Here is a 25,805-nt window from a genome sequence, read left to right on the forward strand (position 1 = left end):
AATCGTACATTGATGTATTCAGTTACCAAGAATTTTTTTGCTTTTTTTTCCAAAACAAAATGCAGAAATTTCTTTTAAGCCTGTTTTAATTTTCTCCATCATTTCGGAGAAATTAATGTCATTCTCAACGGTGCTAATCGAAGTGGCTATTCCTTTTATATTGTGTTTAGTGTTTGATACAGCAAATACATAGATTATTTCAGAGTCATATTCGGTTTCGTAGCAAATGTATATCTTATCAATAGCAAATTCAGATGTGTTGAGATTAGTAATTTTTTTTGTGTCAGTCGATCCTGAAAGCATAGATTTCATGATGTCGAAATCCAGAGCATATCCTTCGTTCAGCAATTCTGAAATTACGTCATGCAATAATATAATTTCTTCCATTTTAAAATTTTAGAGTTATTTCCAGCTGCCCTGCATTGAAATTTCGAGATGTTCACCTTTAACCTCCATATCTATGGGAAAAATGATTTTATAATCATCCATATGAACAGAACACCTATCAATGTATCCAGTTATATTGCCCCACAATTCCAAATGATAAGAAGTACCGTACAAGTTCATTTCAGGTGATGGATACATTTTCAGAGTTGCAGGAAGCGGTAAATCACTGGGATAAAGTTCAGTCTCTGCAATACTGATTTTACTTTCCTCTTTGAAAACTTTGATAAAAAGTTTTTGTTCCGGAAGGGATTTTTCTTTTTCAAATTGTTCTAACTTTACTGTATTCAATTGAAAAGTCCGGTCGTCATTCTGGCATGAAAAAAGAAAAAATAAAGCTGATACAAGGAAAAATGAAATGATCTTTTTTGTACTATTTGTTTTCATAAAATTAATTTAAAAATTGATATGTTTATGCTGGTGATAAACGTTTCGATTTCAGGTAAAGCACTGTACGATTGAGATAAGGAAAAAGAAGAATCAGCAACAATGTTATTGAAAGCATCCATACCATCATTTCATAATAATCCATTGCAAATCTTAGTTGACTCTGTAAATTCACTCTCTCTCTTAGCAATTTTTCAGCTCCCTTTACGGCATGATCTTCAAGCATTCCTTTTCCACCAAGCTTCATGGTTTGTCGATGCAGGAAGTCTTTTATTGACGGATCTATGGCGCTTAAACGATCCTGAAAAGCGTTGTAATGCCTACTCTTTTGATATAATTCATAGTAATTGATCAATGCAATACTTGCGCAAAATCCTAAATAACGAATAGCCAATGCTGTGGCGGCTGCAGACGGGCCAATTTGCAGTGGCACCGAAGAGATAATGTAAATGATGGTCGGGACCATAATGAGACCAATTCCTAACCCTTGGATAAACAAGGGAATAAAATAGTTAAATTCGTCAGCCTGTACATCAAATGAAAAATACATTACTGCATGAAACATCAACAAGGTAAAGAAACCGGGCACCCAAATACTTCTGATATTTTTTTTCTGCAAAACCAGACAACAGGCGACAATAATTCCAGTAATAAGTCCTAAAAGATTAAAGATATTGATGTAAGAAAGATAAAACGGATCAAAATGAAGAACAGAAATAAAGTAACTATTTGTAATTCCTGAGGCAAAACGACAGATATACATTATAAAAAGAATGACAAGACCTACAGTAAAGTTTCTATATCTGAAAACACTCAAGTTTATATATGGTCTTTTTTTAAACGTTTGACGGAATACTAACAGTACCAGTAATGCTCCGATTGCAATTGTACTTCCTAAAATACGGTTATCTTCTAACCAGTAATATTCTTGTCCAAAAACTGTAATATATCCGATTAGTATAAGTAAGGTACTGAAAATCGCAAAGCTTTCCCAATCTAATTTATAAAGTGGAAATCTCGAATTGATACGGTAATGTCTCATGGTTATTGCCAGAAAAATAAATCCTGGAAAATATAAAAACACTGCACCTTTATAGATATTGTTAAAATTATAAGAGTCAATAAGATCCGCCGTAATCAAATTATTAAATGGCAATGCACATATTAGAATTCCAAAGAATACTGAGAAGCTAATCTCACGACCTCTTTCACTGCTCAATCTGGTAAATATTAAACTTAGAGATAAATTTACATTACACGCAAACAACATTCCTTGAATAAAACGTACTGGAAAAAGAATATGAATCTCATTCGTATAATAACAGATGAGGCATGCCATAATTTGAAGTGTCATAAACAATAGAAAATATTCTTTTGCCGCAAGAAAGCTAAAAAACCTTCTTTCAAGACTGTAAAATCCAACATATCCGGCATAAAACAATGCAACAGAAAACTGAATATCCGCGGGTTCACAACCGTAATATCCAGCTGCTGCATTTATATTTGCCAAAGGAAGAAAAAATATAGTAATTCCTGGCAGTGTCATCATAAAAAGAATAATTTTTACAAGCCATTCCGGAATCCATTTTTTAAAAAAAGGAATCTTTCTAACCATTAGAACGTTTTTTGCCTGCATATACATTGACGTTCATGCCTACTTTCAACACATCAATATCTTTTCTTTTCCCATCTATCTTGATCCTTACTGGAATACGTTGAACAATCTTCACATAATTTCCTGTAGAGTTATCAGGAGGTAATAACGAAAAACTGGAGCCTGTAGCAGGAGAAAGAGAAATAATAGTTCCCCTAAACTCCCTGTCAGGATAAGAGTCTGCTACAATTTTAACATGGTCACCGATGCGCATATCTTTAATCTGGGTTTCTTTATAATTAGCAACTACCCATTTGTCTGTTTCGTTGTTTACAATAAAAGCTAATGTTTCACCAGCATCAATCATCTGTCCTACTTCAACTGTTCTCCGTCCCATTCGTCCGTCGTAGGGCGACACAATAACGGTATAAGAGACATCCAGTTTATGACGGTTTAAAAGTGCCTCGAGTTTTGTTATTTCCGCATGTACAACGGTTTTCTCAGCTTGAATATCGTTTATTTTTGATTTAGACGCTGCGTAAGTATCCTGGGAAGCTTGATATTCACTGTTGTTTACATCCAATCCTGCTTTTACATCTTCGAGTCGTTGTTTTGTAGCTGACTCTTCATTGTAAAGACTCTGATATCTCTTATAATCAAGTTCTTGCTTCCATACTTTGGCCTTGTTAGCTTCTACTTTAGCTTGTGCTGAAGCAGCCTCCTTTTCCATCGTACGAGTAGTACTTTCTAATACTTTTATTTGAGCACGAGCCCTTTGAAGGGCAGCCTGTGTTTGTTCTTGCTGCAATACATATTCTCTGTTGTCAATAATTAAGAGAGTGTCTCCTTTTTTCACTTCCTGATTTTCCTCGAACTTTACATCAACGATAAATCCACCAGCCCTCGAAATAACGGGATTTACATATTCCTGAACCTGAGCATCATTGGTCTGTTCGTATTTGTAAAAATTTAAAAGGGTAAAGATTCCCCAAATTGCAAGTGCAGCAACAATGAGACCTGAAACCCATCCGGTAATTTTGGTAATTAATTTGTCTGTAGGAGTATATTTCTTTTTCATATTTTTATAAAATCCCTATGATATTTTGTAATAAGTAATAATTGTTTTGTGCAAGGATCTTAGCCGATTCCAGCTCAAATTTTGTTTGTAATAACTGAATGTCTGCGTCCAGTAGATCTGTAATCAGCGATGTTTGGCTGAAGTACGTATTTTTAATAATCCTTGCATTCTCTTTGGCTTGTATAACATTTACTTCTGCCACCTTAATTTGTTCCAATGCTTCCTGATATCTAAGGTAAGCTTCCTTTACCTGCTGTCTTACTTTATCTTCAGTATCTTTATGAGTTTCTTCTTCTTTCTCAAATTCAATTTTTGCAGCTTTTACTTTTTGAGGGTTGTGATAAAGGGATGACAAAGAAAACGACGCTTTTATACCAACAACTCCCAAAGAATACCAGTATGGATTATAGGGGAAAAGGAAAATCTGCGGATTGGCATAATAAAATTCTCCGTATAAACCGATCTTGGGAGTAACATTTGCTTTTACTTGCTTAAGCTTTAGCATGCTAAGCTCTGTGTGCTGTTCTGAAACATGATAGTCAAAAGAATGTTCCAAGGCGCTGTTCAGATATTCATCATAGGTAGCCTTTTCATCCCATTCACTAAATGGAAATTCGGGGATTATAATCTGCTCGTCGGGAACTCCCAAAATAATATTGAGTTTTTGAGTGGCTATGAGAATATCATTTTCTATAGTAATTAGGGCCATTTCACGACGGGAAAGTTCAAGTTCGATTCTCAGCAAATCACTTTTCAAAACAACACCGTTTTTATAAAGTGATTTTATTTCTTTTAGTTGCGCTTTTTGATCACCAATATCATTCTTAATTAAATCTCTGAAAATAAAGATTTTTTGAAGATCAAGGTACAATGCAGCTGTTTTATAATGAATATCAGAAATTGCCTTCTTCTTTTGAATTTCTCTTATCTTCTGTAGTGTTGCATTTTCTTTAATTTTAAGGTTCAGCTTGTTTCCGTTATAAATGTTCAAGTAGAAATCTGCACCAACTTTATAAAGTGTGTGGATTATCTCATGTTGTGATGGCTTAGAAAAAAGGCCGTTTTCATAGATGGGTATATTAGAAGCCTTTTCAGCAGATCCCTTTACTTCAATTTCCGGAAGGCGTTCCATTTTTGCATCCTTTAGTTCAGCATTAGCAATTTCTTCTTCCATATTTTTTATTCTTATATGGCGGCTATTCTCTTCAGCTTTTTGCCATGCATCTTTTAAAGTTAGTCTAAGAGTATCACTTTTGAGACTTGCGTTGGCCAACAGGACAGGACTACCACCAAATATTAGTAGTCCGATTAAATAGATTTTCATCTGAATTTTTCGAATTATTATGCTTGCAAATTTATCAGGTCTTAAGAGATTTATTTTATCTAAAATAGTCAAGTATTACATAATTCCGGCCAAATTATTATATTTGCATAATTCTAAATTATAGAATTCTTATATGGGACTTATTGCAGCTCTTCCAGACATTGATAAATATGATAATAGTGTATTTGTAATGCATGAAGCATCAGAAAAACTCATCCCTTTTCATAAACACACGAAGGGGCAGCTAAGTTACGTGGAGGGAGGAATTGCGTATATAACTATTGACAATCGTACTTATGTTGTCCCTGCAAGACATTTTTTTTGGATTCCTCAAGGTTTAGAACATATCCTTCAGATTGGTCACTCGGCCACAGTGCTACGATCGCTATACTTTTACGCTCACGATGATTTTTCCGATGCTTTTTTCAGTCGGCTAGGTATTTATCCCGCCTCTGAGCTCCTGATACAAATGATTAAATATACCGAAATTTGGGACGAAAGGCACGTAACTTCTATGGACGAAAATTTCGAGTTTTTAATAGCGTTAAAAAAGATTCTCCCGGGAACCCATAAACAACCTTTACCTATCATCCTTCCTGTTACCCAGAACAAGCAAATGTTGAGAATTGTTAATTATCTTGAAAATACTATAGAAGAAAAACATAGCCTTACTAGTATAAGTAAAAAGTTCGGGTTGAGTGAACGTTCACTCTCACGCCTTTTTAAGACCGATATGGATATTTCTTTTCTTCAATATCTGAAAACGCTAAGGATTATTAAAGCTATCGAGCTGCTTCTGAATACAAACAAATCCATTAACGAAATTGCAGATGAGGTGGGGTACAGTTCAATTAGTTCGTTCAGTGATACTTTTCGTGAGTTTACAAGATCCAGACCCACCGATTTGAGAAAGGTCAATGTTAAAACGCCTAAATAATAGTCACTTGGAAGCAAACTCAAACTCATATAAAATTATTATTATCCTTAGGGTTTGGAGTATAGTAAGCTGCCCGGGCTTTTAGCGCTATTTAAAGTTACATAACGGCTTTCGGTAGGATCTTTAAGAACCAGTAAACTTGTATTATACTCTTGAAATTTGGCTGCATTGTTTGTCAATTGACTTTGAAATTCTTTTTGATGTTTATAGAACATTCACTTTCGACTGAAACCTGATTCCCAATGTCATCTTTAAATCATTATTATTTTAATGCTTTAAAATCTGCTCTTCAATGAGCTAAGGTCCGGAAAAGATTAAAAACTCTTTCAGTGGCTCGTGCAATTATTGTTTTTTCACTACATGACAATTGGTTTAATGCGTGACATTCTTAACATAGGTTTTATTTAATTGCTCTTTAGGACTATAATGCAACTGATTGACGACAATGTTTTCAATTCCTATGTTAGTTATAAATTCTAGTATAATGCTGCCGAAGCAGCATTGTGGATTGCAGTATGTTCAGTATATAACTTTAATTATAGCCGATTAATCTCAAGCATCACTTTTTTGCTAAAAGGGTTACAATAAGACAGATTGAAGTCAAAGAGCTCCTCCGCTGTGTAAGATTTTTCAACTGCAATCCTCAGCATGGTCTTAGCTCTGTTTAGACGGACTTTGACATTTGTTTCACTGATGTTGAGAAGTGCAGATGTTTCAGAGACATTCAATCCGTTTATTTCTCTTAAAGAAAATACAATTCGATAATCTTCAGGTATTTGAGCCAGAGAATTCTCAATGATGTACCCCAACTCACGGCTGTGAATTTCTTTTTGTATGTCGGTCATTGAATTGCTGAACATAGGCGTTTCATTTTCATTAATAATCTCATTCGCAAATTCATTTTTATAGCTGAATTTCTGTTTTTTACGATAGCAGTTATTTAACATTATTCTGATTATCCAGGTCTTAAAACCAGCGCGTTTTTCGAATTGGCCCAGATTTTTGTAAGCATCAATATAAGTATCCTGCATTAAATCCTGTGTATCTTCATGGTTGTAATTATATGACCTTCCAATTTTGTATAAATAGGAATTAAAACGTTTTACGATAATTTCATAAAGAGGTTTTTCTCCTTTTAAAATACGGTTGATAATTTCAACTTCTGTTAATTGACCGAACTGATCCATGTTTAGCTTAGAATTTTTGCTATTTTAGCCATTGAAAGAGCTGCAATTGCCATTACTAAGTCACGTACTGCCACATCAATGAAGTTAAGACTTAATAATAATGTAATTGCTATCACTGTTAACCAGCCTGCCACGATATAGCCACCTATTTCTGCTTTTTTGAGAACAATAATGCCAGCCAAAATTTCTATTACACCTACAATCATCATGAAAACCGAAGCAGAAATGGGCAAAACGTTCCCAATTGAAGGGTTGACATACTGTTGCCAATCTGTAAGCAAGTTAGTGAATTTGTCTGCTCCCGCAACTATAGGAACAACTACAAAGGTGTACCTTAACAGATTGAATGCTTGTTTAAGCGCTTTACTTTTGAAAGTATTTTCCATGTTTTTATCTTAATTACTTTATACTTTATTAGAGTAAATGACAGGTAGAAAGGTTACAATCAGTTAAAAAAAATGATCGTTATAAAAATATACAAGTTTATGTCAATCATCCTTTTGTTTTCCTGTGTAAAATTCGTCATAGAAGAGTGTTAGCAGGCGTGAGATCTAAATCGATTAGTTTGAGCCAACTTCTTAAAATATATAAAGATGTTTTTGTCTTTTATTTATTTTCTCTATATTTGCATAACATTCCGCATCATGAATGTGGGTTAAAAATTTATTTAATGAAAAGCAGCATTAAAAACTTTGATGACATTAAACTTTTGGTGGATTCTTTTTATAGTGAAGTTCAACGAGATCTATTGATTGGTGGTATTTTTGTTGGTGCGATAAAAGACTGGACAAAACATTTGGAAAAAATGTACACTTTCTGGCAAACAGTTTTACTTGGTGAACATACGTATAATGGAAGTCCATTCCCTCCGCACGCACAAATGCCACTTAATGGAAGGCATTTTGAGCGTTGGCTAAATATCTGGTCTGCAACAATAGATAAACATTTTGAAGGCAGGATCGCTGAAGAAGCTAAATGGAGAGCCGAAAAAATGGCTAGACTTTTTCTGATAAAAATTCAATCCAACAATCAAAAATGAAGCTCGTCACATTTATGAAGGGCATTACAGTGCAAAAGTTTTAACGTGAAGTTTTGAAAACTGGTATGTATCATCTTAAAATTGTTGTCGCTGAAACTAATGAGAGACAAAACAATAATTAAGACCACTTTAATTTCATTAATAATAATAAATCTATGATTAAGATAGCTTCAATTTTAACAGACATTCAATACGGTGAGAACGATCCCTCAATCAGTGTACTTATCAATACTTTACATGCCAAGGAAATAAGGATTGTTTTTAAAAAAAGTCAGGAAATGATTGCGCATAAAGCAGCGTATCCGATTGTGGTCACTGTTATTGATGGTAGTATTGACTTCGGGGTAGATTCCGAGCGATTTACCTTGGATAAAGGCATGATAATAGCTTTGGAAGCGAATATGCTGCATGATCTAAAAGCAACAAAAGATAGTATAGTACTGTTATCAATGAATAAATCGGTCACAAGCCAACATTAATAGAAGACATACTTGCAAGAGCAAAAACAATAATTTATATGGGATTTTTTTCTAAAACCTGCGAATATGCCATAAGAGCTGTTCTTTATATTGCCAGCCAATCTCAGGAGGGAAAGCGTGTAGGAATTAAAGAAATTGCGGAAAACATTAATTCTCCTGAATATTTTCTTGGTAAAATACTTCAGAGACTTAGTCGTGCAGGTATCATATTATCTGTCAAAGGCCCGAACGGAGGATTCTACCTTGATGCAAACGGGCTGAACCGGCCTATAGCAGATATTGTAATAACTTTAGAAGGTGATGAAATATTTACAGGCTGCGGAATGGGACTTAGTTACTGCTCAGAAAGCAACCCTTGTCCATTGCATAATGAATTTAAAAAAATTCGTAATCAGATAACTTATATGTTACATAAAAGTACTATTGGTGCTTTCAATAAACAATTACTGGACGGTACATTGACTTTAAACAAATAATTTTTTTTATCATAATAAAAGACATTTTTGTCTTTAATAACTAAATTTCTATTTATGACAAGCGAACAAAAACAATTAGTAAAAGATACCGTACCTGTATTGAAAGAGCATGGTGTTTTATTAACTTCACATTTCTACGCTCGTATGTTTCAGTACAACCCGGAATTGAAAAATATATTCAACATGGGAAATCAGCAGAACAGCAAGCAACAAACAGCCCTTGCCATGGCAGTTTTAATGTACGCAGAGCACATTGAAGACCCATCTGTGCTGTTGCCGATGGTGGATGGTATCGGTCAGAAGCATACCAGCCTTGATATTCGTCCGGAACATTATGACATTGTAGGGCGGCATCTAATAGCATCAATTAAAGAAGTACTCGGCATAGCTGCGAGCGTGGAATTATTAGACGCCTGGACAGTAGCCTATAACCAATTGGCCTCTTTGATGAGTGGCCGGGAAAAAGAATTATATAAAAAGCATACCGAACAAAAAGGTGGTTGGAGCGGCTGGAGGCCTTTTGTAGTTAAACAAAAAGTTGTGGAATCAACTGAAATAACATCCTTTTATCTTTATCCTGCTGATGGGGGATCAGTAGAAAGTCATTTACCCGGTCAGTACATTAGTTTACGTTTATTCCTACCAGAGCTTCAGTTATTACAACCGCGCCAATATAGTATTTCGTGTAAGTCCAATAGCGAATATTATCGAATATCTGTCAAAAAAGAAGTGGGTAGCAAGCATCCGGACGGTATGATTAGCAATCGTCTCCATAACCACATTACAGAAGGAAGTATTGTTGAACTTTCTGCGCCGGCAGGTACCTTTATATTGAATGAATCGACCTTAGCACATAAAGTATTCATAAGCGGGGGTGTTGGACAGACGCCGCTTTTGTCGATGATAGAAAATCTAACCAACGAGGCGGATGAAAATAAAGTATCTATTACCTGGATACATGGTTGTAGAAATGAAGCAGTGCATGCATTCAAAGACAAGATTACTGAATTATCGAATTTCTATTCGAATATCAACCAACACGTCTTCTATGAACAATTGAATGAACTACAGAAAAACAAATATAAAGGCTGGGTAGACCTGGAAGTATTAAAAGAAAAAGTACTTGATCATAAAGCAGAATATTATATCTGTGGTCCGACTTTATTCATTAAAAAACATTATAATTTTCTTGTAGAGAATGGGGTTCAGAAATCGGCAATTTATTTCGAAGAATTCGGTCCGGCTTCGTTGCATCTAAACTAGAATACTAAATCGTTTAAGGATCAAAGAGTACCAATATGGTGATAATATTCACGTCATTGGTACTCTTTTATTTAACATAACGTTGTAATACAACATATCCTTGCAACTTTAAAGCTATTAGTATAGTATGAGCTTTATTTAATTACTACCAACTATTAAATTTATGTTGCTGATTCAAAGTATATATTGATCGTACCCTTTATGTTAATTCAGTATGTATGCTTAATCATTTAAAAAGAAACTGAATGAGGCTTGCTTAGTTCAATACCATATGTAATCAATAATAGTAACTAGGAACAATTCATATCTTTAAAGTTTTGAGTATCGTAAAACTGTTAGTATAATCTATTAAAAATAACCATTTAATAAGTCATCTGCTGATGAAGTTTAGTATACTGATCTTTAGCTTCTCTTATTGGATCTGTAATTTGAAAGGTCCCTCAAAATAAGTCTCATAAGAATCTATTAAATTATTTTTATTATCATATATGCCTATGGTAATATTTTGTTTGGAAAGATTCATCTGTGATTCTGGAAAACTTATGTTTATAGTACCTTTTGATATTTTATCACGATCGACAGTTATTTTATCAGAAGCACTATAACCAATTTCAGCATTTCTCGGTTCGATTACTTTTATAGTGACAACTTTTTTACTATTGGTTTTATTGAGGAACGTGTAATTATATGTATTGATAATCTTACCATCTCTTACGAAGAATGTGCTACCTGCCGGCTTGATAAATTTTGCCTCCATCTCTTCACGGCTGGAAAGAAGAAATCCTTGAAACCCTAGCAATAAGACCAGAATTACTGCGAAGCCTTTCATCCTGCCTGTAAATTTATACGGGCTGCCTGTTTCAATCTCTCTTTCTGAAGCGTATCTTATTAAGCCTTTAGGCAAGCCAACTTTCTCCATTACTTCATCACACGCATCAATACACGCCGTACAATTTATGCATTCCAACTGCTGGCCGTCTCTAATATCAATACCGGTTGGACAAACAGCGACGCACTGATAGCAATCAATACAGTCACCTTTTCCGGTACTTTTCCTGTCTTCACCATTTCTCCATTTGGAACGTGTTTCTCCTCTCTTAAAATCGTAAAAAACGTTGATGGTTTCTTTATCAATCAGGACTCCCTGTAATCTTCCGTATGGACATACCAAAGTGCAAACCTGTTCTCTAAACCACGCAAATACAAAATAAAAAGTTGCTGTAAAAAGAATCATGACAATAAAACTAGTAATATTGGCAAATGGCCCGCCTGATATTATTTGGAGCACATCCTCATAACCGACGATATACATAAACATAATGTGGGTGATAAAGAGTGAAATAACGATGTAAACAGACCATTTTAAACTTCTTTTCCAAATTTTTTCAGTATTCCATTCCTGCCGGTCCAGTCTCATCTGTTTATTGCGATCACCTTCGATCCAAAACTCTATTTTCCGAAAAATGGATTCCATAAAAATTGTCTGCGGGCAAATCCATCCACAAAAAATCCTACCGAATGCGATGGTAAAAACAATAATAAAAATCAGAGAAGCAATGGCACCTAAGGTAAGGATAAAGAAGTCCTGAGGATAGAAAGGCTGTCCCATAATAAAATATTCTCCGTCAATGACGTTCAATAAAAAGACAGGATTTCTGTTAATTTTAATAAACGGTATTGCAAAATATATAATCAATAGAATATAGCTTACAAGCTCTCTATAGTTGGTGTATTTGCCTTTTGGCTTTTTTGGGAAAACCCATTTTCTCTTACCGGTTTGATCCATTGTTCCTATGGAATCTCTATAAGATTCTGGTTCTACAACCTGAGCTTGGCCGCCGCGCACGGTTTGTTGATCTATCTCTGACATTCAGTTTTATTATAATTTTAATGATTTTATTTTTGAAAGAAAGCGTTCATTTTTTCCATGGTCGAATTTCGCTGGACTTGGGTAACAGAAATACGCGACTGATAAAATGACCGGAAAATGATCATCTGTAATGTTTCGAAGAATATTGCATCATGAATTTTAAAAAAATGATCTTAAATTTTAGGAAGTTATTTCACCTTGTATTTTAATTATTATCAGCTGTTTTTATATCAGTTGTTTTGATATCTATGCCTAATCTCTGAAGATAAGCAATAAGCGCAATAATTTCTTTTTTCTCTAATTCTCCCTGAGGTCTTTTTGCATAAGCTTCCTTAAGGTCAGACGCTTCTATAAAGATATCTTTTACAATTTTCGCTGCCTGGTTATCAGCCCATTTATCTGCAGTATCAATCTGTACTTTTGTATATGGCACGTCAAAAGTATTTTTCATGAACTTAAGCTTATCGATCATTTGGGAGCGATCCAGATTATTGGCTATTAACCATGGATAGCGGGGCATAATAGATCCTGCAGATGTAGATCTGGGATTGTACATGTGTTTATAGTGCCATGAACTTGGGTTTTTACCACCTTCCCGGTGTAAATCGGGACCTGTTCTTTTTGAACCTCATAAGAACGGCCTGTCATACACGAATTCTCCTGCCTTCGAGTATTGCCCGTTTTTGCCGTTGAATCTTACAATCTCGTCTCTAAAGGGTCTTACAACTTGCGAATGGCAGGCATTGCAACCTTCACGGATGTATAAATCCCTGCCTTCCAATTCTAATGGAGAATACGGTTTTACGGAGGTAATGGTAGGTACATTTTCTTTGAGCATTAAAGTTGGTATTATTTCCACAGCTCCACCAATTGATACCGCAATGAAAGATAATACGGTAAGTAAAACGGGCAGTCTTTCCAGCCAAAGGTGCAGTCCTTCACCTTCTTTTCTTTTATTGCTGATATTTGCCAAAGCCGGAGCTTCGGCCGGCACTTCTCTTTGAAAAGAACCCTTTCTGACCGTAGCAACCAAGTTAATAACCATTAAGACAGCACCTGAAAAATAAAACAAGCCACCTAAAAATCTCATTTTAAAATATGGGATAATTGCAGTTACCGTATCCAGCCAGTTTTTCCACAATAATGTTCCGTCGGGATTAAACTGTTTCCACATTAATCCTTGTGTAAATCCTGAAATGTACATTGGAACCGCATAGAAGATAATTCCAAAAGTGCCTAGCCAAAAATGCCAGTTTGCCATCTTGACCGACCATATTTTTGTTCTCCATAAGATGGGGATCAGATAATAAATCATACCAAAAGCCATAAAGCCATTCCAGCCTAATGCTCCGAGATGAACATGACCTATCACCCAGTCTGTAAAGTGGCCAATTTTATTAATGTTTTTTGTTGCTAAAAGAGGTCCTTCAAACGTTGCCATACCATAACAAGTTACTGCAACAACGAAGAATTTTAAAACTGGATTTTCTCTAACTTTGTCCCAAGATCCTCTCAATGTGAGCAATCCATTCAGCATTCCTCCCCATGATGGTGCTATCAGCATAATTGAAAAACCAGTTCCTACAGCCTGTGCCCATGCAGGTATTGCGGTATATTGAAGATGATGCGGCCCTGCCCATATGTACACAAATATTAATGACCAAAAATGAATAATTGAAAGTTTGTATGAGAAAACCGGACGTTCAGCGGCCTTTGGTAAAAAATAATACATTAAACCCAAAATTGGGGTAGTTAAAATAAATGCTACCGCATTGTGACCATACCACCATTGTACGATGGCATCTTTAACTCCTGAATAAGCAGAATACGACTTCCATCCTGTAAAGGACAAGGGGACTTCAAGGTTATTGAATATATAAAGCATCGCTACGGCTATCCATGTTCCTAAATAAAACCAAATCGCAACATATAGATGTCTCACTCTTCTTCTCGCAATAGTTCCGAACATATTCATTCCAAAAATCACCCATGAAAACGTAAGAAGTATATCGATTGGCCATTCATGTTCAGCATATTCCTTAGATGTATTGATGCCCATAAAGAAAGTTATAAAGGTTATTACAACCATTAATTGCCAAGTCCAGAAATGAATCCAGCTTAATGTTTTGCTAAACATTTCTGTTTTTAAGAGTCTTGGTACGGAGTAATATACTCCGACAAAAACGCTGTTGCAGACAAAAGCGAAAATTACAGTATTGGTATGTAGCATTCTTATTCTGCCGAAACCGAATGCTCCGTTGGTATCTATTAACGCTTGTATCCCTCCGTTTCTTAAAATTTTTATTGACTCGTCATCAGTTCCAAAAATGAATTCCGGCAGCTCTGGATAGAATAACAGCAGAGCCGCAGTGAGACCAAACAGGAATCCGATCAGTCCAAAAACTATTGTTGCATACAAAAAGGCACGTACTATGGTATTGTCATAGTTAAATTTCTGTGTATTCATTATGCCAAAAGTAGCATAGCATTATCAATTATTTATGGTGTTAATCATCGAAAAAATAGCTATATTTATGATCGTTGAATTATTATAATAACTAAGCTATGAAGGAGGTTTATCCAACGTTTAAGATAGGAGGTCTGTCGACATGTAATTCTATTAGTGAAATGTTTACGGTTGATAAGTTTTCAGAATTCTTAAAGCGGAATCCCGGCACAGAGAAGGTACATCGGCATTCTTTCTACCATGTTACCTATTTTGAAAAAGGATGCGGTGAAAATTTAATAGATTTCAATTCGTACGATGTTATTCCTAATAAAATATTTTTTATGCGTCCGGATCAGGTTCACAGCTGGCGATTAGACGAAAATACGGAGGGTTATGTAATCAATTTTTCAACTACTTTTTTTGACCAGCTGAAGATAAATTCATCATTGATTGATCAGTTTCCTTTTTTCAATTTATTCGGAAGCGACCAAATGGTCAAAATTTCCGCACAGAACCAGAAAAGAATTAAGCTTTGTTTTGAGGAAATTATTTCAGAAATGGCTGACATTCAACCTTGGTCACAAGTAATGATTGCGTCATTGGTACTACAAATTTGTGCACTGGCATGTAAAGAAATTACCACTGAAACCGTTTTTACAGACACCAATTATAATTCTTTGATATTAAAGCAGTTTATCGAAATTGTAGAAGTTAATTTTCATCAATATAAATTGCCCAAAGAGTATGCGGCTTTTCTGAATGTTACTCCTAACCAATTGAACTTCATATGCAAACAGCAGATCAATTTATCGGCAGGAGAAATTATCAGAAAAAGGATCATCTTAGAAGCTAAAAGGCTCTTGGTTAATTTTGATTTATCCATTGCAAGTATTGCTGAAACGTTAAATTATTCCGATCCGTCATATTTCGTGAAATTTTTTAAAAAGTATACATCATTTACGCCTGATGCATTTCGAAAACAATATTACATTAAGTATTAAACTTATTCATTATTAACAATTATATATATCAGAATGATTCCTGAAAAGCATTTAAAAAAATATAATTATAGTACAAAACATTACGATGTTGGAGATTTTATCTATGAGGAAAACACAATTTGCAAAAATTATTTCCAGATTATTTCGGGAAAAATCAAATTAAACAATTATTGTGAAGACGGTAAAGAATTTATCCAGAATATATTTGAGGCACCTCAAAGCTTTGGTGATGCCTTACTTTTTATAAATGAAAGATATCCTACCAATGCAGTAGCTTTAACTGAATGTAGTATTATAGAGATTTCCGCTAAAGATTTTTTTGATTTACTAAAGGATAATCCAGAATGTGCAATAGACGTCAGTACAGGTTTATCCCGAAGGTTACACTACAAAATGCTGATGTCTCAGCATGTTTTTTCTAAAGATCCGACTGTAAGGCTTAAAGCTTTAATGGATTATTTCAAAAATATGCACAATGTACACAAGAAGTCGAATAAAGAATATTTGGTTCCCTTAACGCGTCAGCAAATGGCGGATCTAACAGGTTTACGAGTGGAAACTGTTATCCGAACTATTAAGTTGATGGAAAGAAATCATTTGCTGACTATAAAAAATCATCTAATATACTATTAAATGCCGAAATTGAGTATGATTGAGATCGTATCATGAGGATTTTCGCTCATTGTAATTTAGGAGAAACAAAAAAATAATTTTTTCTAAAATTAATACGATGGATGAACTTCTCAATGAGCCTGGTTTACAAATCACTATTGTCCTTTTCTTGATTCCTGTGATTTTTGCACTTATTCTAATTTTAATAAGGGTAAACCGGATGATTTCTGATACAATTAAAAAAAGTGAGCTAAAAAGAATATACGAACATCTTAGCAGGCTGCAGCCGGGGGAAATCTCCGCTTTGGAAGAACGGAGAAAAGAACTTGAATTTCAGCTTTCCGGAAATGAGCTTTCGGAAAATAAAGAGGTAAGAGATCCTCGGGGGCTGATCGATGAGGCAAATGAAGTGCACGACATTCGTTTCCTGCAATCTAAAAGAGAGGAGGGTAGAAACATCATTATTCCAAATGATGAAAAAAAGCTGATCCTTTGGTTTTTGGGTTGTAGCGTATTCTGGCTCTTTGCAGGTACCACGGTCGGCGAGTATCTAGGAATTAAATTTGTTGCGCCTGATGCTGATCATATCAGCTGGTTAAGCTTTGGAAGACTTAGACCGGTCCATACAAATATAGTTTTCTGGGGCTGGGCATCTATGGCGATGGTTGGCTTTTCGTATTACGTTATACCACGGGTGGGGAATACGAAAGTTTTCAACCTTAAGATCGGTTACATAACATTGATATTAATGAATTCAGCTGTTTTATTAGGCAGTATTTGTTTAATGGCGGGGATTAACAACAGTGGAGGCGAATACAGAGAATACATTTGGCCGGTCATGCTGCTTTTCGCAGTGGGAATTATTATTAGTATTTATAATCATATCAATACCATCGCATTCCGTAAGACAGAAGAAATCTATGTTTCAAATTGGTATATTGTTTCGGCAATGATGTTTGTGGTGGTTATCCTGATCGTTGCCTATCTTCCTTTTTGGCAGGACGGTTTGGGAGAAACAATTACTCAGGGTTATTTTATGCATCAGGGTGTGGGAATGTGGTTCATGTTCTTCAATTTAGGATTAATGTATTATTTTCTTCCTCAGGAACTTAATAGTCCGGTATATTCGTATAGTCTGAGCATACTTGCATTTTGGACGCAGATTTTGTTTTATACTCTTATTGGAACGCATCATTTTATTTTCAGTGCTATTCCCTGGTGGATGCAGACCATTGCTATTGTTGCCAGTGTTGGAATGGTGATCCCTGTTGCAGCAGGCAGCATTAATTTCATGATGACCATTCGCGGATCCTGGCATCGTCTGAAACTGAGTTATGTACTGCCTTTTTACGTAGTTTCTATTCTCTTTTATTTTACGGGCTCGATGCAGGGAACGGCAGAAGCTTTCAGGGCAACAAACCTACTGTGGCATTTTACTGACTTTACGGTGGCTCACTCACATTTAACGATGTATGGGATCATTACCTTCATGCTATGGTCTTTTACTTATACCTTGGTTCCGAGACTCACTTCATATGAACCGCCAAGTATTACTGTAGGATTACATTTTTGGTTGGCATTAATTGGAGTTTTGGTATATACTGTTTCTTTGATGATTGGCTCTACCGAAAAAGGAATGATGTGGATGGAGAAAAAACCTTTTATAGAAGGAGTGGTAAAAATGATGCCTTTTTGGTTGTGGAGAGCAATTGGAGGAACTATGATGTGGATCTCGCATATCGTTTTCGCATATAATTTTTATAGAATGATTAAACCGAGAAAAGAGATACGTCTTCCTCATACCCCACAAGAGATTTTAGAAATAGTTCACACAAAACAACAAAGGTCATAATGGATTTTTTTAGCGATCATAAAAAACTTTTTTCATCGGCATTAGCTTTTTTCCTTTTTCTTACATTGGTTATCTGTATTTTGCCGGCATTAAACAATCAGAAAGTATACAAACCATTACCTGGAAGTAAAGCACTGACAGAGGAAGAAAGTCACGGAAAGGAAATTTATATCCGGGAAGGTTGCGTAGGTTGTCATACGCAGCAGGTTAGAAATGTTGATATGGATCAGGTTTTTGGAGGCAGACCTAGTCTTGCCATCGATTACGCCAGAAATAGAAGGTTGAATCTTTTCCAGAACACCGCCACTTTAATGGGAACTGAAAGGACAGGTCCTGATCTTATCAATATTGGGAGCAGGCAACCAAGTAAAGAATGGCAATATTCGCATTTATTTAATCCGAGATCAGTAGTCCCTGAATCAGTGATGCCTTCATACCAATGGATGTTTTTAATAAAAGACGAATTGCAGACAGGTGATGTTGAAGTAAATGTTCCGGATAAGTTTAAAATAGGAATTAAGGGAAAAATCGTCCCTTCAAAAGATGCTCAGGATTTGGTTGCGTATTTATTGAGCTTAAAACAAACTGAGCTTCCTAAAAGTATACCGACCAGAGAATTTTTATATAAAGTAGAAAAAAAAGCAGACGGAAATTCTCAAGGCGATAATCTCCCTGATGGAACAACGTTGTTTACTACAAATTGTGCGAGCTGTCATCAGGCGAACGGAGAGGGATTACCGGGAGCTTTCCCAGCATTAAAAGGAAGCCCCGTCGTTTTAGGTGATGATTTGGAATTATATGTAACTATTATAATGAAAGGTTATGATCCCCGACCTGAATACGCTACAATGCCTGCTGTTGGAACTAATGCAGGATTTTCACCGGCAGAAGTTGCTGCTCTCATTAATCATGAAAGAACAAGCTGGGGGAACACCGGAAAAAAAGTGACGGCTGATGAAGTGAAAGTAATTATGGATAAAATAAAATAATATGAAAAAGATAAAATTAGGATTTTTTGTTTTTTTATTTTGGGCCGGGTATGTTCAGGCATGTGACGCCTGTAAACTTCAACAGCCTAAAATAACGCAGGATCTAACACATGGTACTGGACCCGAATCAAATTGGGACTGGGTAATTGTATCAAGTATTGGCATAATTACACTTGGGACTTTATTTTTTTCTTTTAAGTTTCTGGTCATCCCGGGAGAAAAGAACAGAAAACATATCAAAAATACAATATTGGATTTCTAAAGCTTCAAAAAAATGTCAAAACATAACGCCACTGTTTTTTTATACATCGATGAAGAAGTGAACCCCATTGCAGAACTTCAGACCCCGATAGTTTTTAATCTTGATACAACAAAATTGGCCGATGGGAAACACCTCCTTAGAATTGTTAGTAAATTTGATCAGAAAGAGGGGCTAAAAATAATACCTTTTATCGTTCGTAATGGCCCTATTATTCATTTAGAAGGACTTTCTGATGATGAAGTAGTTAATGGCACGATACCTTTAATGGTCAACGCGTATGATACAGGAAGAAATCAAAGCTTCATTATCAAAGGAAGCGAAAATCCTCGTACGATACCGGTTTGGGTGTGGGTAATTGCTCTGATATTCGTAGCCTGGGCAGCTTTTTATATTGTCACGAATTTCAATCTTTAGAATACTATTGTTAGCTTAATGGTATGTACGTTCTTAAGAGTTATTCTTAACGACTTTTGTATAAAATTTTTTTTGTATGAAAATTAAAATGAAGCGAATTTATGAAAAGCCATCCTCAGATGGTTATCGGGTGTTGGTAGACCGACTTTGGCCTCGTGGAATGTCAAAGGAAAATGCTCATATCAATGAATGGAATAAAGATCTTGCCCCTTCTGATAAGCTACGCAAATGGTTTAATCATGATCCTGAACTTTGGGTCAGTTTTTCTCAGAAATACATCACAGAATTACAAAAAAGTGATAGTGTAAAAGAATTTTTAGAACGTAATAGAAAGCATGAAGTTATTACGTTGTTATATGCCGCAAAAGATGAGAAACATTGCCACGCAAAGATTTTGAAAGAATATCTGGAAAAATTGAAAACAGAAAATAAAATGTAATTTATTTTCAAAGTTTCCCATAATACCTTAAAATACTAAAAAAAATAATTTCTTAATGCAACGGAAGAAAGTACGAAGACATCATTATTTCAGACTCATTTTAGTTTCAATTTTAATAAGTATCTGTGCTTCTTTTCTCGGGTATTCATTAAAATTCTTTACGGAACATTTTCAAAAATTAATATTTCATTATGCAGAAAAAGAAAATGCTTTATTTTTTGTTTTATTTCCAACAATTGGGATCACAGCAATTTATTTTTTAAGAAAATATCTTTTTTTGAACAGGAAGAATAAAGGGATTACAGAAATTTATAAAACAGTTGACCAACGTAAAGACCATTTGCCACTATTCAAAATTCCATCACATTATTTTAATGGCTTTTTGACCGTCATCTTCGGTGGCTCAACAGGAATTGAGGTTTCTACAGTTGTTGCGACCGCAACGCTTGGAAATGCAGCGTATGAAAAACAATTTTCTGCTAATATATATAAGCTGGAGCTTATTTGTGCAGGTGTTGTGGCGGGCGTGGCTGTTTTATTTGGAAGTCCGATTGCAGGCTGGCTCTTCGCGATGGAAGTGATTGCCAGAAAATTTACTAAGACCCTGTTTATAAGCTGTACCGCATCAGCATTTATTTCTGTGGTGTTTTTATTTTACATAAAAAGCAAACCATTACTTCCTTTTGAGATCACAGAATGGAGATGGTCGGCAGTCCCCTTTTTTTTATTGTTGAGCATTTTGGGTAGTGGTTTATCTGTCTATTTTACTATTTCAGTTATTAAAATAAAGGATTTCTTTTCTGGAATATCAAATGACTTTCTAAGAGTAAATTTCGGAAGCTTAATCGTTGGAGGTTTGATATTCTGTTTTCCTTTTCTATATGGGGACAGTTATCATTCACTGTCAGAAATTTTGTATCATCCTCAAAGTTATTCTTTCATATTGATCTTCGTTTTAATTTTTTTAAAACCGTTAGCGGCAGCATTAACACTGGGAGCGGGTGGAGACGGTGGTGTTTTTGCGCCAAGTATTGTCGCGGGTGCTTTCCTAGGGTTTGCTTTTGCTCTTTGCTGTAATACCCTCTTCGGAACTTCTTTGATTTATTTGAATTTTGTTTTAGTGGGCGCAGCTGCCACATTGTCTGCTTCTATCTACGCTCCATTTACTGCTCTTTTTTTAGTCTGCAATTTGGTGCCAAATGGATATGTATTATTCTTCCCAATATTAGTAGGATGTTGGATATCAAAAGGCTTAGCAAAGAAAATTTTCCCTTATAATGTATACACTTATAAAATCAAAAGTTAAGAATACGCTGGGGCGACATATACTTGAAGTAATATAAAATAATAGGTTACGCAATTTTAAATAATAAACAATGCCAAGAAAAGTTGTACAGGGCCCTATCAGGGATAAAGAAAGAACCAAACAAAAATTAATGAACGCAGTTGGTAAAATTTTAAAAACCGAAGGTTATTTAGGATTAAAGGTTAGTAAAATATCAGCTGTTGCCGGTTTTGATAAAAAGTTAATTTATACCTATTTTGGTAGTACGGATAAACTTATTGATGAGTATATCAGATCGCAGGATTATTGGCGTAAAATTGATGAGAAACAAATTGAGGCTAATTTTTCAGCTAGTGGAAAAACACCTGCAGAAATAGCTTTGTTAAGCCAGTTTGAAGGTTTAAAAACTAATAAAGAATTGCAAAAGATCATCATTTGGCAAATTTCGGAAAAACGAAGTGTTCTCAAAAATTTATTTGAGCAGCGTGAAAAAGTTTTTCAAGGTTTGAAAAGTAGCGCTAAGGAATTGGATTTTAGTCAGCAATCTGAAGAGTTTAAAACGACATTAGCAATACTGTTGGCAGGAATTCATTACCTTAATCTCTGTACTGTACATAACAGTACTACTTTTTGTGGAATTAATTTAAAGTCTAAGGAGGGACGGATGAAAATTGAGAAAGCTATTCTTGATATTGCCGATTTTGCGCATCAAAGATAATCATGTTTGAGAGGTTGTAAGTTTCCTTGAACCTTACGGATAGTAACAGAGCGTCAATTGCATCCATGGAAGTTTAATAGTAAAAGATTTTCTTAGCGGGAATTGATATTATATTCATAGAAATTAAAACAATAACTTATGGCTAAATTTATCGTACGTGTAGAATTGATTGATGCGGAAACAGAAACCTATACTGCGTTTCATAAACAAATGTATAAGAAAGGTTTTACAAGATCAATAAGTTTAGAATACACAGAAGCTATATATGTTGCCGGATGCTGAATACTACTATAATGGAGTTATAGATGACATTAATGTCATCAAAATAAATGTTGAATTTGCAGCACTGACAACGAATAAAAAACACAAAATTGTTATAACAAAAGCGGAAGAAATCGAAGCCATTGGTCTAAACCGAGTTATGAAGCTTAATTAGTTTTCTGGATTCAGTTTTACATGAATGGACCTATTTTTGTCAATTATTGTTACTTGTTTATCTATTCTTCAAACTGACAGATAATTGTCTGGGTTTTCCATCTGTAATGATGGTAGGAGAAAGAATATCCTTTGAATACAAATACTATATGCTAGTCTACAAAATTTATCCAAATAGTCTTAATGTAATCATATCATTCTAATTCTTGGCAGCACAATCTCGTGTTCTTGCGGGTACGGTTGTCTAAATGTAACACTTACATCCTCCCGCAGTCCGCTCTCTATTTCCCTCTCTTTATCCTTATCCATCGAATAACGGGGATCAGGAACTAAGGGCATTTTTGCCATTTTTGTGATGGTCATGGTCGGGAAATGATAATCTACCTCGACCGTACCTAATAGAAGGTAAATACCTCCTTCTTTAAAAGGAAACTTTCTGAGGCTATCGGGAAAATGGGCGGTATCAAAATACTGTCCTTCAGCATCGATCCAGGTTCCGAAGTACATATCATCTTTTTTGCCGGGATGATCTTTCTTTTTGATGGGAACGTGCTTTCTTGAGATCAGATAGGCGAGCATTTTAACCTGTTTTTTGTGGTATTTTAATAGGTCCTTAACCAATACGTGACCTCTGTACTTAGTTTTTAGTAAGTCAAAAATTGAATAAGAAACTGGAAAACCCAATATTTCGATTTCATCAAAAGCATCTTCAAAAGGATTTCTTTCAATAACAGGCAATTCATAATCTTTCTGAGGTTCATCAAACAACGATATAATTTTAGTTTTGTAGTAATTCTTTGATAAAAGAAATCTCGCTTCTATTAATAATTCATGTTTTTGTTTTCCGGTGAACCTGAATGCTCCGACAAAGATCAAAGTCTGTAAAGTTTGTATACCGATATTGACTCTTTTGACAAAATCTTCTAAGGATTTGTAATCTCCATTTTCTTTACGTTCTTCAGGAATAGATAGTTTAACCGAGGCTTCAAGTTTTTCAATATGCATAAAACCCAAATATACGTCAGTACCGTAAACGGTCGTCTGAAATTCGCTGAGGTTGATGCAGGGATTATGAATGGTCGCTCCTGCCATTTTTGCCTCGTGAACATATACTTCCGTTCTGTAAAATCCACCACCGTTATTGATGGCTGAGACCATAAATTCGATAGGGTAGTAGGCTTTGAGATAGAGACTCTGATAACTTTCCACCGCATACGAAGCTGAGTGAGCTTTACAAAAAGAATAGCCTGCAAAGGATTCGATTTGACGATAGACTTCCTGAGATAACTGTTCGGGGTGTCCTTTCTTCTTACAGGATTCAAAAAAATCATCTTTTAATTTCTGTAAGGCTGATAATGAACGTCCCTTGCCGCTCATGGCTCTTCTTAAGACATCACCGTTTTCGGCAGAAACACCACCGAAATGCATGGCAATTTTTATCACATCCTCCTGATACACCATGATTCCATAGGTCTCACCGAGTTCTTTCTCAAAGACTTCGTGGAAGTATTCAAACTGGTTTGGATGATTGTGCCGGAATATATACTCCCGCATCATTCCGCTTTGCGCCACACCGGGGCGAATAATGGATGAGGCGGCTACCAAAACCTTATAATTCTCACACTTCAATCTTCTCAATAAGCCCCGCATTGCAGGAGATTCAATATAGAAACAGCCAATCGTATTTCCGATACTCAGATACTCGTTGCACTTGGTCTCATTTTTTGAGATCCTTGTATCCTCAATGTCGACAGTGATTCCTCTTTTTTCTTCGATCAGTCTGACCGTATCTTTTATGGTTCCCAATCCTCTTTGTGAAAGGATGTCAAATTTTTCAAGACCGATCTCCTCTGCGGTATGCATATCAAACTGTACAATAGGAAATTCCTTTGGGGGGAATTCTAAAGCAGAATAATTGGTGATCGGTTCTTCAGAAATCAGGATTCCACAGGAATGCATACTTCTTTGATTAGGGAAACCTATCAATAAATTTTCATACTTATAGATCTCCTGGACAATGGAGTTCTGATCATGCTGATCTCTCGGTCTTTTAGAAAGCTGATCCAGTTCATCCTTAGGCAGTCCGAATACTTTTCCAAGCTCCCTGAACCTTGACCTGCTTTTAAATTCGACGTTGGTTCCGCAAAAGGCCACATGATCCTTTCCATATTTATTAAATATATATTCCAATATGGTATCCCGGTTCTTCCAACTCCAGTCGATGTCAAAGTCAGGAGGCGTTTTCCGATTGAGATTCAAAAATCTTTCAAAATAAAGATCAAGTTCCAAAGGACATATATCCGTGATTCCGATACAATAACTGACAATAGAGTTGGCACCACTTCCCCGGCCTACATGCATAAAATCCATTCTATTGCTATACTGGACAATGTCCCAGGTAATTAAAAAATAACCACAGAAATTGAGTTCATTGATAACACCCAGCTCTTTGTCTACTCTTGCCTTTGCTTCCTGGTTATCAATTGGATATTTTTTACTTAGACCTTCATAGGCTAATTTTTTCAGTAACTTAAAATCATTTTCTTTATTTTCGGTATAATGCTTTTTATTTTTCGGTGTTTTAAAGTCAAATTCAAAACTGCACTCATCTACAATGCACTTTGTATTTTCAATGATCTCTGGATATGGGAAATACTTCTCCAACAGTTGTCTTTTACCTATAAATGTTTCATTGTTCTTACAATGGTCATTTTCGTCCAATTTAGTAAATAAGATGTTGCCTGCTATTGCCCTCAGGACCTTATGCAGTTCAAATTCTTCATCTGTCTTAAAGGTTACCGGATGAAGGATGACCATTTTATGCGATAATGCTTTCAATTCAGGATTAAACAATAAGTTTATCTCATCCTGTCTGATTCCGATAAATTCATGTGGCAAAAGTTTTTCGGGCATATTGTGTAGAGGATAGATCACAAAGGTATTTTCCAATACAGGATTAGTTCTGGGGATCTCAATTCCTTCACAGTTATAACGGGTCAAAAGCCTGTTGACCTCTGCAATGCCCTTTGGGTTTTTAGCCAGGCATATATAGTACTGCTCATTATCAACCTGGACATCGATCCCAACAATCGGTTTGATCCCTTTTTCCTGACAAAGCTTATAAAACTGGTAGATACCCGTAACCGTATTGATGTCGGTCAATGCCAAGACCTTTAATTGATGGTCAACAGCCTGTTGAACCAGATCTTCAACAGAGATGGTCCCGTAACGCAGGCTGTGATAAGTATGGCAGTTGAGAAACATAATAAAA

General features: G+C 35.5%; 24 protein-coding genes and 1 pseudogene. 15 read left to right on the forward strand and 10 right to left on the reverse strand.

Annotated elements, in window-relative coordinates; genetic code table 11:
- Positions 1–18 precede the first annotated feature (18 nt).
- From BT156_RS07125 to BT156_RS07145, 5 genes are read right to left on the reverse strand one after another with little or no spacing between them, the layout of a single operon-like run.
- Positions 19–387 (reverse strand): hypothetical protein, encoded by a 369-nt coding sequence (locus BT156_RS07125; RefSeq protein ID WP_072408607.1) that lies wholly within the window; start codon positions 385–387, stop codon positions 19–21.
- A 15-nt stretch (positions 388–402) separates the two neighbouring features.
- Positions 403–831 (reverse strand): hypothetical protein, encoded by a 429-nt coding sequence (locus BT156_RS07130; protein ID WP_072408608.1) that lies wholly within the window; start codon positions 829–831, stop codon positions 403–405.
- Between the two features lie 25 nt (positions 832–856).
- The gene (locus BT156_RS07135) at positions 857–2,446 is read right to left on the reverse strand and encodes an MFS transporter (RefSeq protein WP_072408901.1); all 1,590 of its coding nucleotides are present in this window, start codon (positions 2,444–2,446) and stop codon (positions 857–859) included.
- Positions 2,439–3,503 (reverse strand): HlyD family secretion protein, encoded by a 1,065-nt coding sequence (locus tag BT156_RS07140; RefSeq protein ID WP_072408609.1) that lies wholly within the window; start codon positions 3,501–3,503, stop codon positions 2,439–2,441. The genes BT156_RS07135 and BT156_RS07140 overlap by 8 nt, the downstream gene beginning before the upstream one ends.
- 4 nt (positions 3,504–3,507) lie before the next feature.
- Positions 3,508–4,827, reverse strand: coding sequence for a TolC family protein (locus BT156_RS07145; protein WP_072408610.1), 1,320 nt, complete (start codon positions 4,825–4,827; stop codon positions 3,508–3,510).
- 190 nt (positions 4,828–5,017) lie between these two features.
- Between BT156_RS07145 and BT156_RS07150 the strand changes: the two genes are divergently transcribed.
- On the forward strand, positions 5,018–5,764 hold the full coding sequence (locus BT156_RS07150) for an AraC family transcriptional regulator (RefSeq protein WP_228418938.1): 747 nt from the start codon (positions 5,018–5,020) through the stop codon (positions 5,762–5,764).
- 536 nt (positions 5,765–6,300) lie between these two features.
- On the opposite strand, the gene BT156_RS07155 is transcribed toward BT156_RS07150, so the two are convergent.
- Both BT156_RS07155 and BT156_RS07160 read right to left on the reverse strand, forming a co-directional pair.
- Positions 6,301–6,951, reverse strand: coding sequence for a sigma-70 family RNA polymerase sigma factor (locus BT156_RS07155; protein ID WP_072408620.1), 651 nt, complete (start codon positions 6,949–6,951; stop codon positions 6,301–6,303).
- Positions 6,952–6,953: 2 nt separating this feature from the next.
- On the reverse strand, positions 6,954–7,337 hold the full coding sequence (locus tag BT156_RS07160) for a hypothetical protein (RefSeq protein WP_072408622.1): 384 nt from the start codon (positions 7,335–7,337) through the stop codon (positions 6,954–6,956).
- A gap of 284 nt (positions 7,338–7,621) precedes the next feature.
- Between BT156_RS07160 and BT156_RS07165 the strand changes: the two genes are divergently transcribed.
- From BT156_RS07165 to hmpA, 4 genes are all read left to right on the forward strand, one after another.
- On the forward strand, positions 7,622–7,990 hold the full coding sequence (locus BT156_RS07165; RefSeq protein ID WP_072408623.1) for a group III truncated hemoglobin: 369 nt from the start codon (positions 7,622–7,624) through the stop codon (positions 7,988–7,990).
- Between the two features lie 155 nt (positions 7,991–8,145).
- Positions 8,146–8,469 carry a cupin domain-containing protein gene (locus tag BT156_RS07170; RefSeq protein WP_317047193.1) on the forward strand — a complete coding sequence of 108 codons (324 nt, stop codon included), beginning with the start codon at positions 8,146–8,148 and terminating at the stop codon, positions 8,467–8,469.
- 38 nt (positions 8,470–8,507) lie between these two features.
- Positions 8,508–8,945: an RrF2 family transcriptional regulator gene (locus BT156_RS07175; RefSeq protein ID WP_072408625.1), complete on the forward strand. Its 438-nt coding sequence runs from the start codon at positions 8,508–8,510 to the stop codon at positions 8,943–8,945.
- A gap of 54 nt (positions 8,946–8,999) precedes the next feature.
- The gene (hmpA, locus tag BT156_RS07180; RefSeq protein ID WP_072408627.1) at positions 9,000–10,208 is read left to right on the forward strand and encodes an NO-inducible flavohemoprotein; all 1,209 of its coding nucleotides are present in this window, start codon (positions 9,000–9,002) and stop codon (positions 10,206–10,208) included.
- Between the two features lie 412 nt (positions 10,209–10,620).
- Here hmpA and ccoG read toward each other — a convergent pair whose 3' ends face one another.
- Positions 10,621–12,078, reverse strand: a complete 1,458-nt coding sequence (gene ccoG, locus BT156_RS07185; protein WP_072408636.1) for a cytochrome c oxidase accessory protein CcoG — start codon at positions 12,076–12,078, stop codon at positions 10,621–10,623.
- A 205-nt stretch (positions 12,079–12,283) separates the two neighbouring features.
- Positions 12,284–14,545, reverse strand: a pseudogene (gene ccoN, locus BT156_RS07190) (cytochrome-c oxidase, cbb3-type subunit I).
- Between the two features lie 98 nt (positions 14,546–14,643).
- On the opposite strand from ccoN, the gene BT156_RS07195 reads away from it, so the two are divergent.
- The 10 genes from BT156_RS07195 to BT156_RS22040 all read left to right on the forward strand — a co-directional run bounded on the left by BT156_RS07195 (position 14,644) and on the right by BT156_RS22040 (position 22,381).
- Complete coding sequence (locus BT156_RS07195) at positions 14,644–15,528, forward strand: AraC family transcriptional regulator (protein ID WP_072408643.1); 885 nt, start codon at positions 14,644–14,646, stop codon at positions 15,526–15,528.
- 33 nt (positions 15,529–15,561) lie between these two features.
- Entirely contained in the window at positions 15,562–16,161 is a 600-nt protein-coding gene (locus BT156_RS07200) for a Crp/Fnr family transcriptional regulator (RefSeq protein WP_072408644.1), read from the forward strand.
- A gap of 97 nt (positions 16,162–16,258) precedes the next feature.
- Positions 16,259–17,992 (forward strand): cbb3-type cytochrome c oxidase subunit I, encoded by a 1,734-nt coding sequence (locus tag BT156_RS07205; protein ID WP_072408646.1) that lies wholly within the window; start codon positions 16,259–16,261, stop codon positions 17,990–17,992.
- A complete protein-coding gene (locus tag BT156_RS07210) occupies positions 17,992–18,981 on the forward strand; it encodes a cbb3-type cytochrome c oxidase subunit II (RefSeq protein WP_072408647.1) in 990 nt (329 codons plus the stop codon). Before BT156_RS07205 ends, BT156_RS07210 begins: the two co-directional genes overlap by 1 nt.
- A 1-nt stretch (position 18,982) precedes the next feature.
- The gene (locus BT156_RS07215) at positions 18,983–19,243 is read left to right on the forward strand and encodes a hypothetical protein (protein ID WP_072408649.1); all 261 of its coding nucleotides are present in this window, start codon (positions 18,983–18,985) and stop codon (positions 19,241–19,243) included.
- A gap of 12 nt (positions 19,244–19,255) precedes the next feature.
- A complete protein-coding gene (locus tag BT156_RS07220; RefSeq protein ID WP_072408650.1) occupies positions 19,256–19,657 on the forward strand; it encodes a cytochrome C in 402 nt (133 codons plus the stop codon).
- A gap of 76 nt (positions 19,658–19,733) precedes the next feature.
- On the forward strand, positions 19,734–20,096 hold the full coding sequence (locus BT156_RS07225) for a DUF488 domain-containing protein (protein ID WP_072408651.1): 363 nt from the start codon (positions 19,734–19,736) through the stop codon (positions 20,094–20,096).
- Between the two features lie 55 nt (positions 20,097–20,151).
- Positions 20,152–21,402 (forward strand): chloride channel protein, encoded by a 1,251-nt coding sequence (locus tag BT156_RS07230; RefSeq protein ID WP_072408652.1) that lies wholly within the window; start codon positions 20,152–20,154, stop codon positions 21,400–21,402.
- A gap of 70 nt (positions 21,403–21,472) precedes the next feature.
- The gene (locus BT156_RS07235) at positions 21,473–22,099 is read left to right on the forward strand and encodes a TetR/AcrR family transcriptional regulator (RefSeq protein WP_072408653.1); all 627 of its coding nucleotides are present in this window, start codon (positions 21,473–21,475) and stop codon (positions 22,097–22,099) included.
- 138 nt (positions 22,100–22,237) lie between these two features.
- Positions 22,238–22,381 carry a hypothetical protein gene (locus BT156_RS22040; protein WP_164463424.1) on the forward strand — a complete coding sequence of 48 codons (144 nt, stop codon included), beginning with the start codon at positions 22,238–22,240 and terminating at the stop codon, positions 22,379–22,381.
- A 342-nt stretch (positions 22,382–22,723) separates the two neighbouring features.
- Here the strand turns inward: BT156_RS22040 and BT156_RS07240 are convergent, their stop codons facing one another.
- Positions 22,724–25,798, reverse strand: coding sequence for a DNA polymerase III subunit alpha (locus BT156_RS07240; protein WP_072408654.1), 3,075 nt, complete (start codon positions 25,796–25,798; stop codon positions 22,724–22,726).
- Between the last annotated feature and the right edge of the window lie 7 nt (positions 25,799–25,805).

This window comes from Chryseobacterium limigenitum, from assembly GCF_900114875.1.
GTDB classification, from domain to species: domain Bacteria; phylum Bacteroidota; class Bacteroidia; order Flavobacteriales; family Weeksellaceae; genus Chryseobacterium; species Chryseobacterium limigenitum.

Coding starts and splice junctions, on each gene's coding strand:
- BT156_RS07195 (WP_072408643.1), top strand. CDS start 14,644: ATGAAGGAGGTTTATCCAACGTTTAAGATAGGAGGTCTGTCGACATGT.
- ccoG (WP_072408636.1), bottom strand. CDS start 12,078: ATGTCAGAGATAGATCAACAAACCGTGCGCGGCGGCCAAGCTCAGGTT.
- BT156_RS07170 (WP_317047193.1), top strand. CDS start 8,146: ATGATTAAGATAGCTTCAATTTTAACAGACATTCAATACGGTGAGAAC.
- BT156_RS07135 (WP_072408901.1), bottom strand. CDS start 2,446: ATGGTTAGAAAGATTCCTTTTTTTAAAAAATGGATTCCGGAATGGCTT.
- BT156_RS07145 (WP_072408610.1), bottom strand. CDS start 4,827: ATGAAAATCTATTTAATCGGACTACTAATATTTGGTGGTAGTCCTGTC.
- BT156_RS07165 (WP_072408623.1), top strand. CDS start 7,622: ATGAAAAGCAGCATTAAAAACTTTGATGACATTAAACTTTTGGTGGAT.
- BT156_RS07220 (WP_072408650.1), top strand. CDS start 19,256: ATGTCAAAACATAACGCCACTGTTTTTTTATACATCGATGAAGAAGTG.
- BT156_RS07240 (WP_072408654.1), bottom strand. CDS start 25,798: ATGTTTCTCAACTGCCATACTTATCACAGCCTGCGTTACGGGACCATC.
- hmpA (WP_072408627.1), top strand. CDS start 9,000: ATGACAAGCGAACAAAAACAATTAGTAAAAGATACCGTACCTGTATTG.
- BT156_RS07175 (WP_072408625.1), top strand. CDS start 8,508: ATGGGATTTTTTTCTAAAACCTGCGAATATGCCATAAGAGCTGTTCTT.
- BT156_RS07125 (WP_072408607.1), bottom strand. CDS start 387: ATGGAAGAAATTATATTATTGCATGACGTAATTTCAGAATTGCTGAAC.
- BT156_RS07150 (WP_228418938.1), top strand. CDS start 5,018: ATGCATGAAGCATCAGAAAAACTCATCCCTTTTCATAAACACACGAAG.
- BT156_RS07130 (WP_072408608.1), bottom strand. CDS start 831: ATGAAAACAAATAGTACAAAAAAGATCATTTCATTTTTCCTTGTATCA.
- BT156_RS22040 (WP_164463424.1), top strand. CDS start 22,238: ATGGCTAAATTTATCGTACGTGTAGAATTGATTGATGCGGAAACAGAA.
- BT156_RS07155 (WP_072408620.1), bottom strand. CDS start 6,951: ATGGATCAGTTCGGTCAATTAACAGAAGTTGAAATTATCAACCGTATT.
- BT156_RS07215 (WP_072408649.1), top strand. CDS start 18,983: ATGAAAAAGATAAAATTAGGATTTTTTGTTTTTTTATTTTGGGCCGGG.
- BT156_RS07200 (WP_072408644.1), top strand. CDS start 15,562: ATGATTCCTGAAAAGCATTTAAAAAAATATAATTATAGTACAAAACAT.
- BT156_RS07205 (WP_072408646.1), top strand. CDS start 16,259: ATGGATGAACTTCTCAATGAGCCTGGTTTACAAATCACTATTGTCCTT.
- BT156_RS07210 (WP_072408647.1), top strand. CDS start 17,992: ATGGATTTTTTTAGCGATCATAAAAAACTTTTTTCATCGGCATTAGCT.
- BT156_RS07235 (WP_072408653.1), top strand. CDS start 21,473: ATGCCAAGAAAAGTTGTACAGGGCCCTATCAGGGATAAAGAAAGAACC.
- BT156_RS07140 (WP_072408609.1), bottom strand. CDS start 3,503: ATGAAAAAGAAATATACTCCTACAGACAAATTAATTACCAAAATTACC.
- BT156_RS07225 (WP_072408651.1), top strand. CDS start 19,734: ATGAAAATTAAAATGAAGCGAATTTATGAAAAGCCATCCTCAGATGGT.
- BT156_RS07230 (WP_072408652.1), top strand. CDS start 20,152: ATGCAACGGAAGAAAGTACGAAGACATCATTATTTCAGACTCATTTTA.
- BT156_RS07160 (WP_072408622.1), bottom strand. CDS start 7,337: ATGGAAAATACTTTCAAAAGTAAAGCGCTTAAACAAGCATTCAATCTG.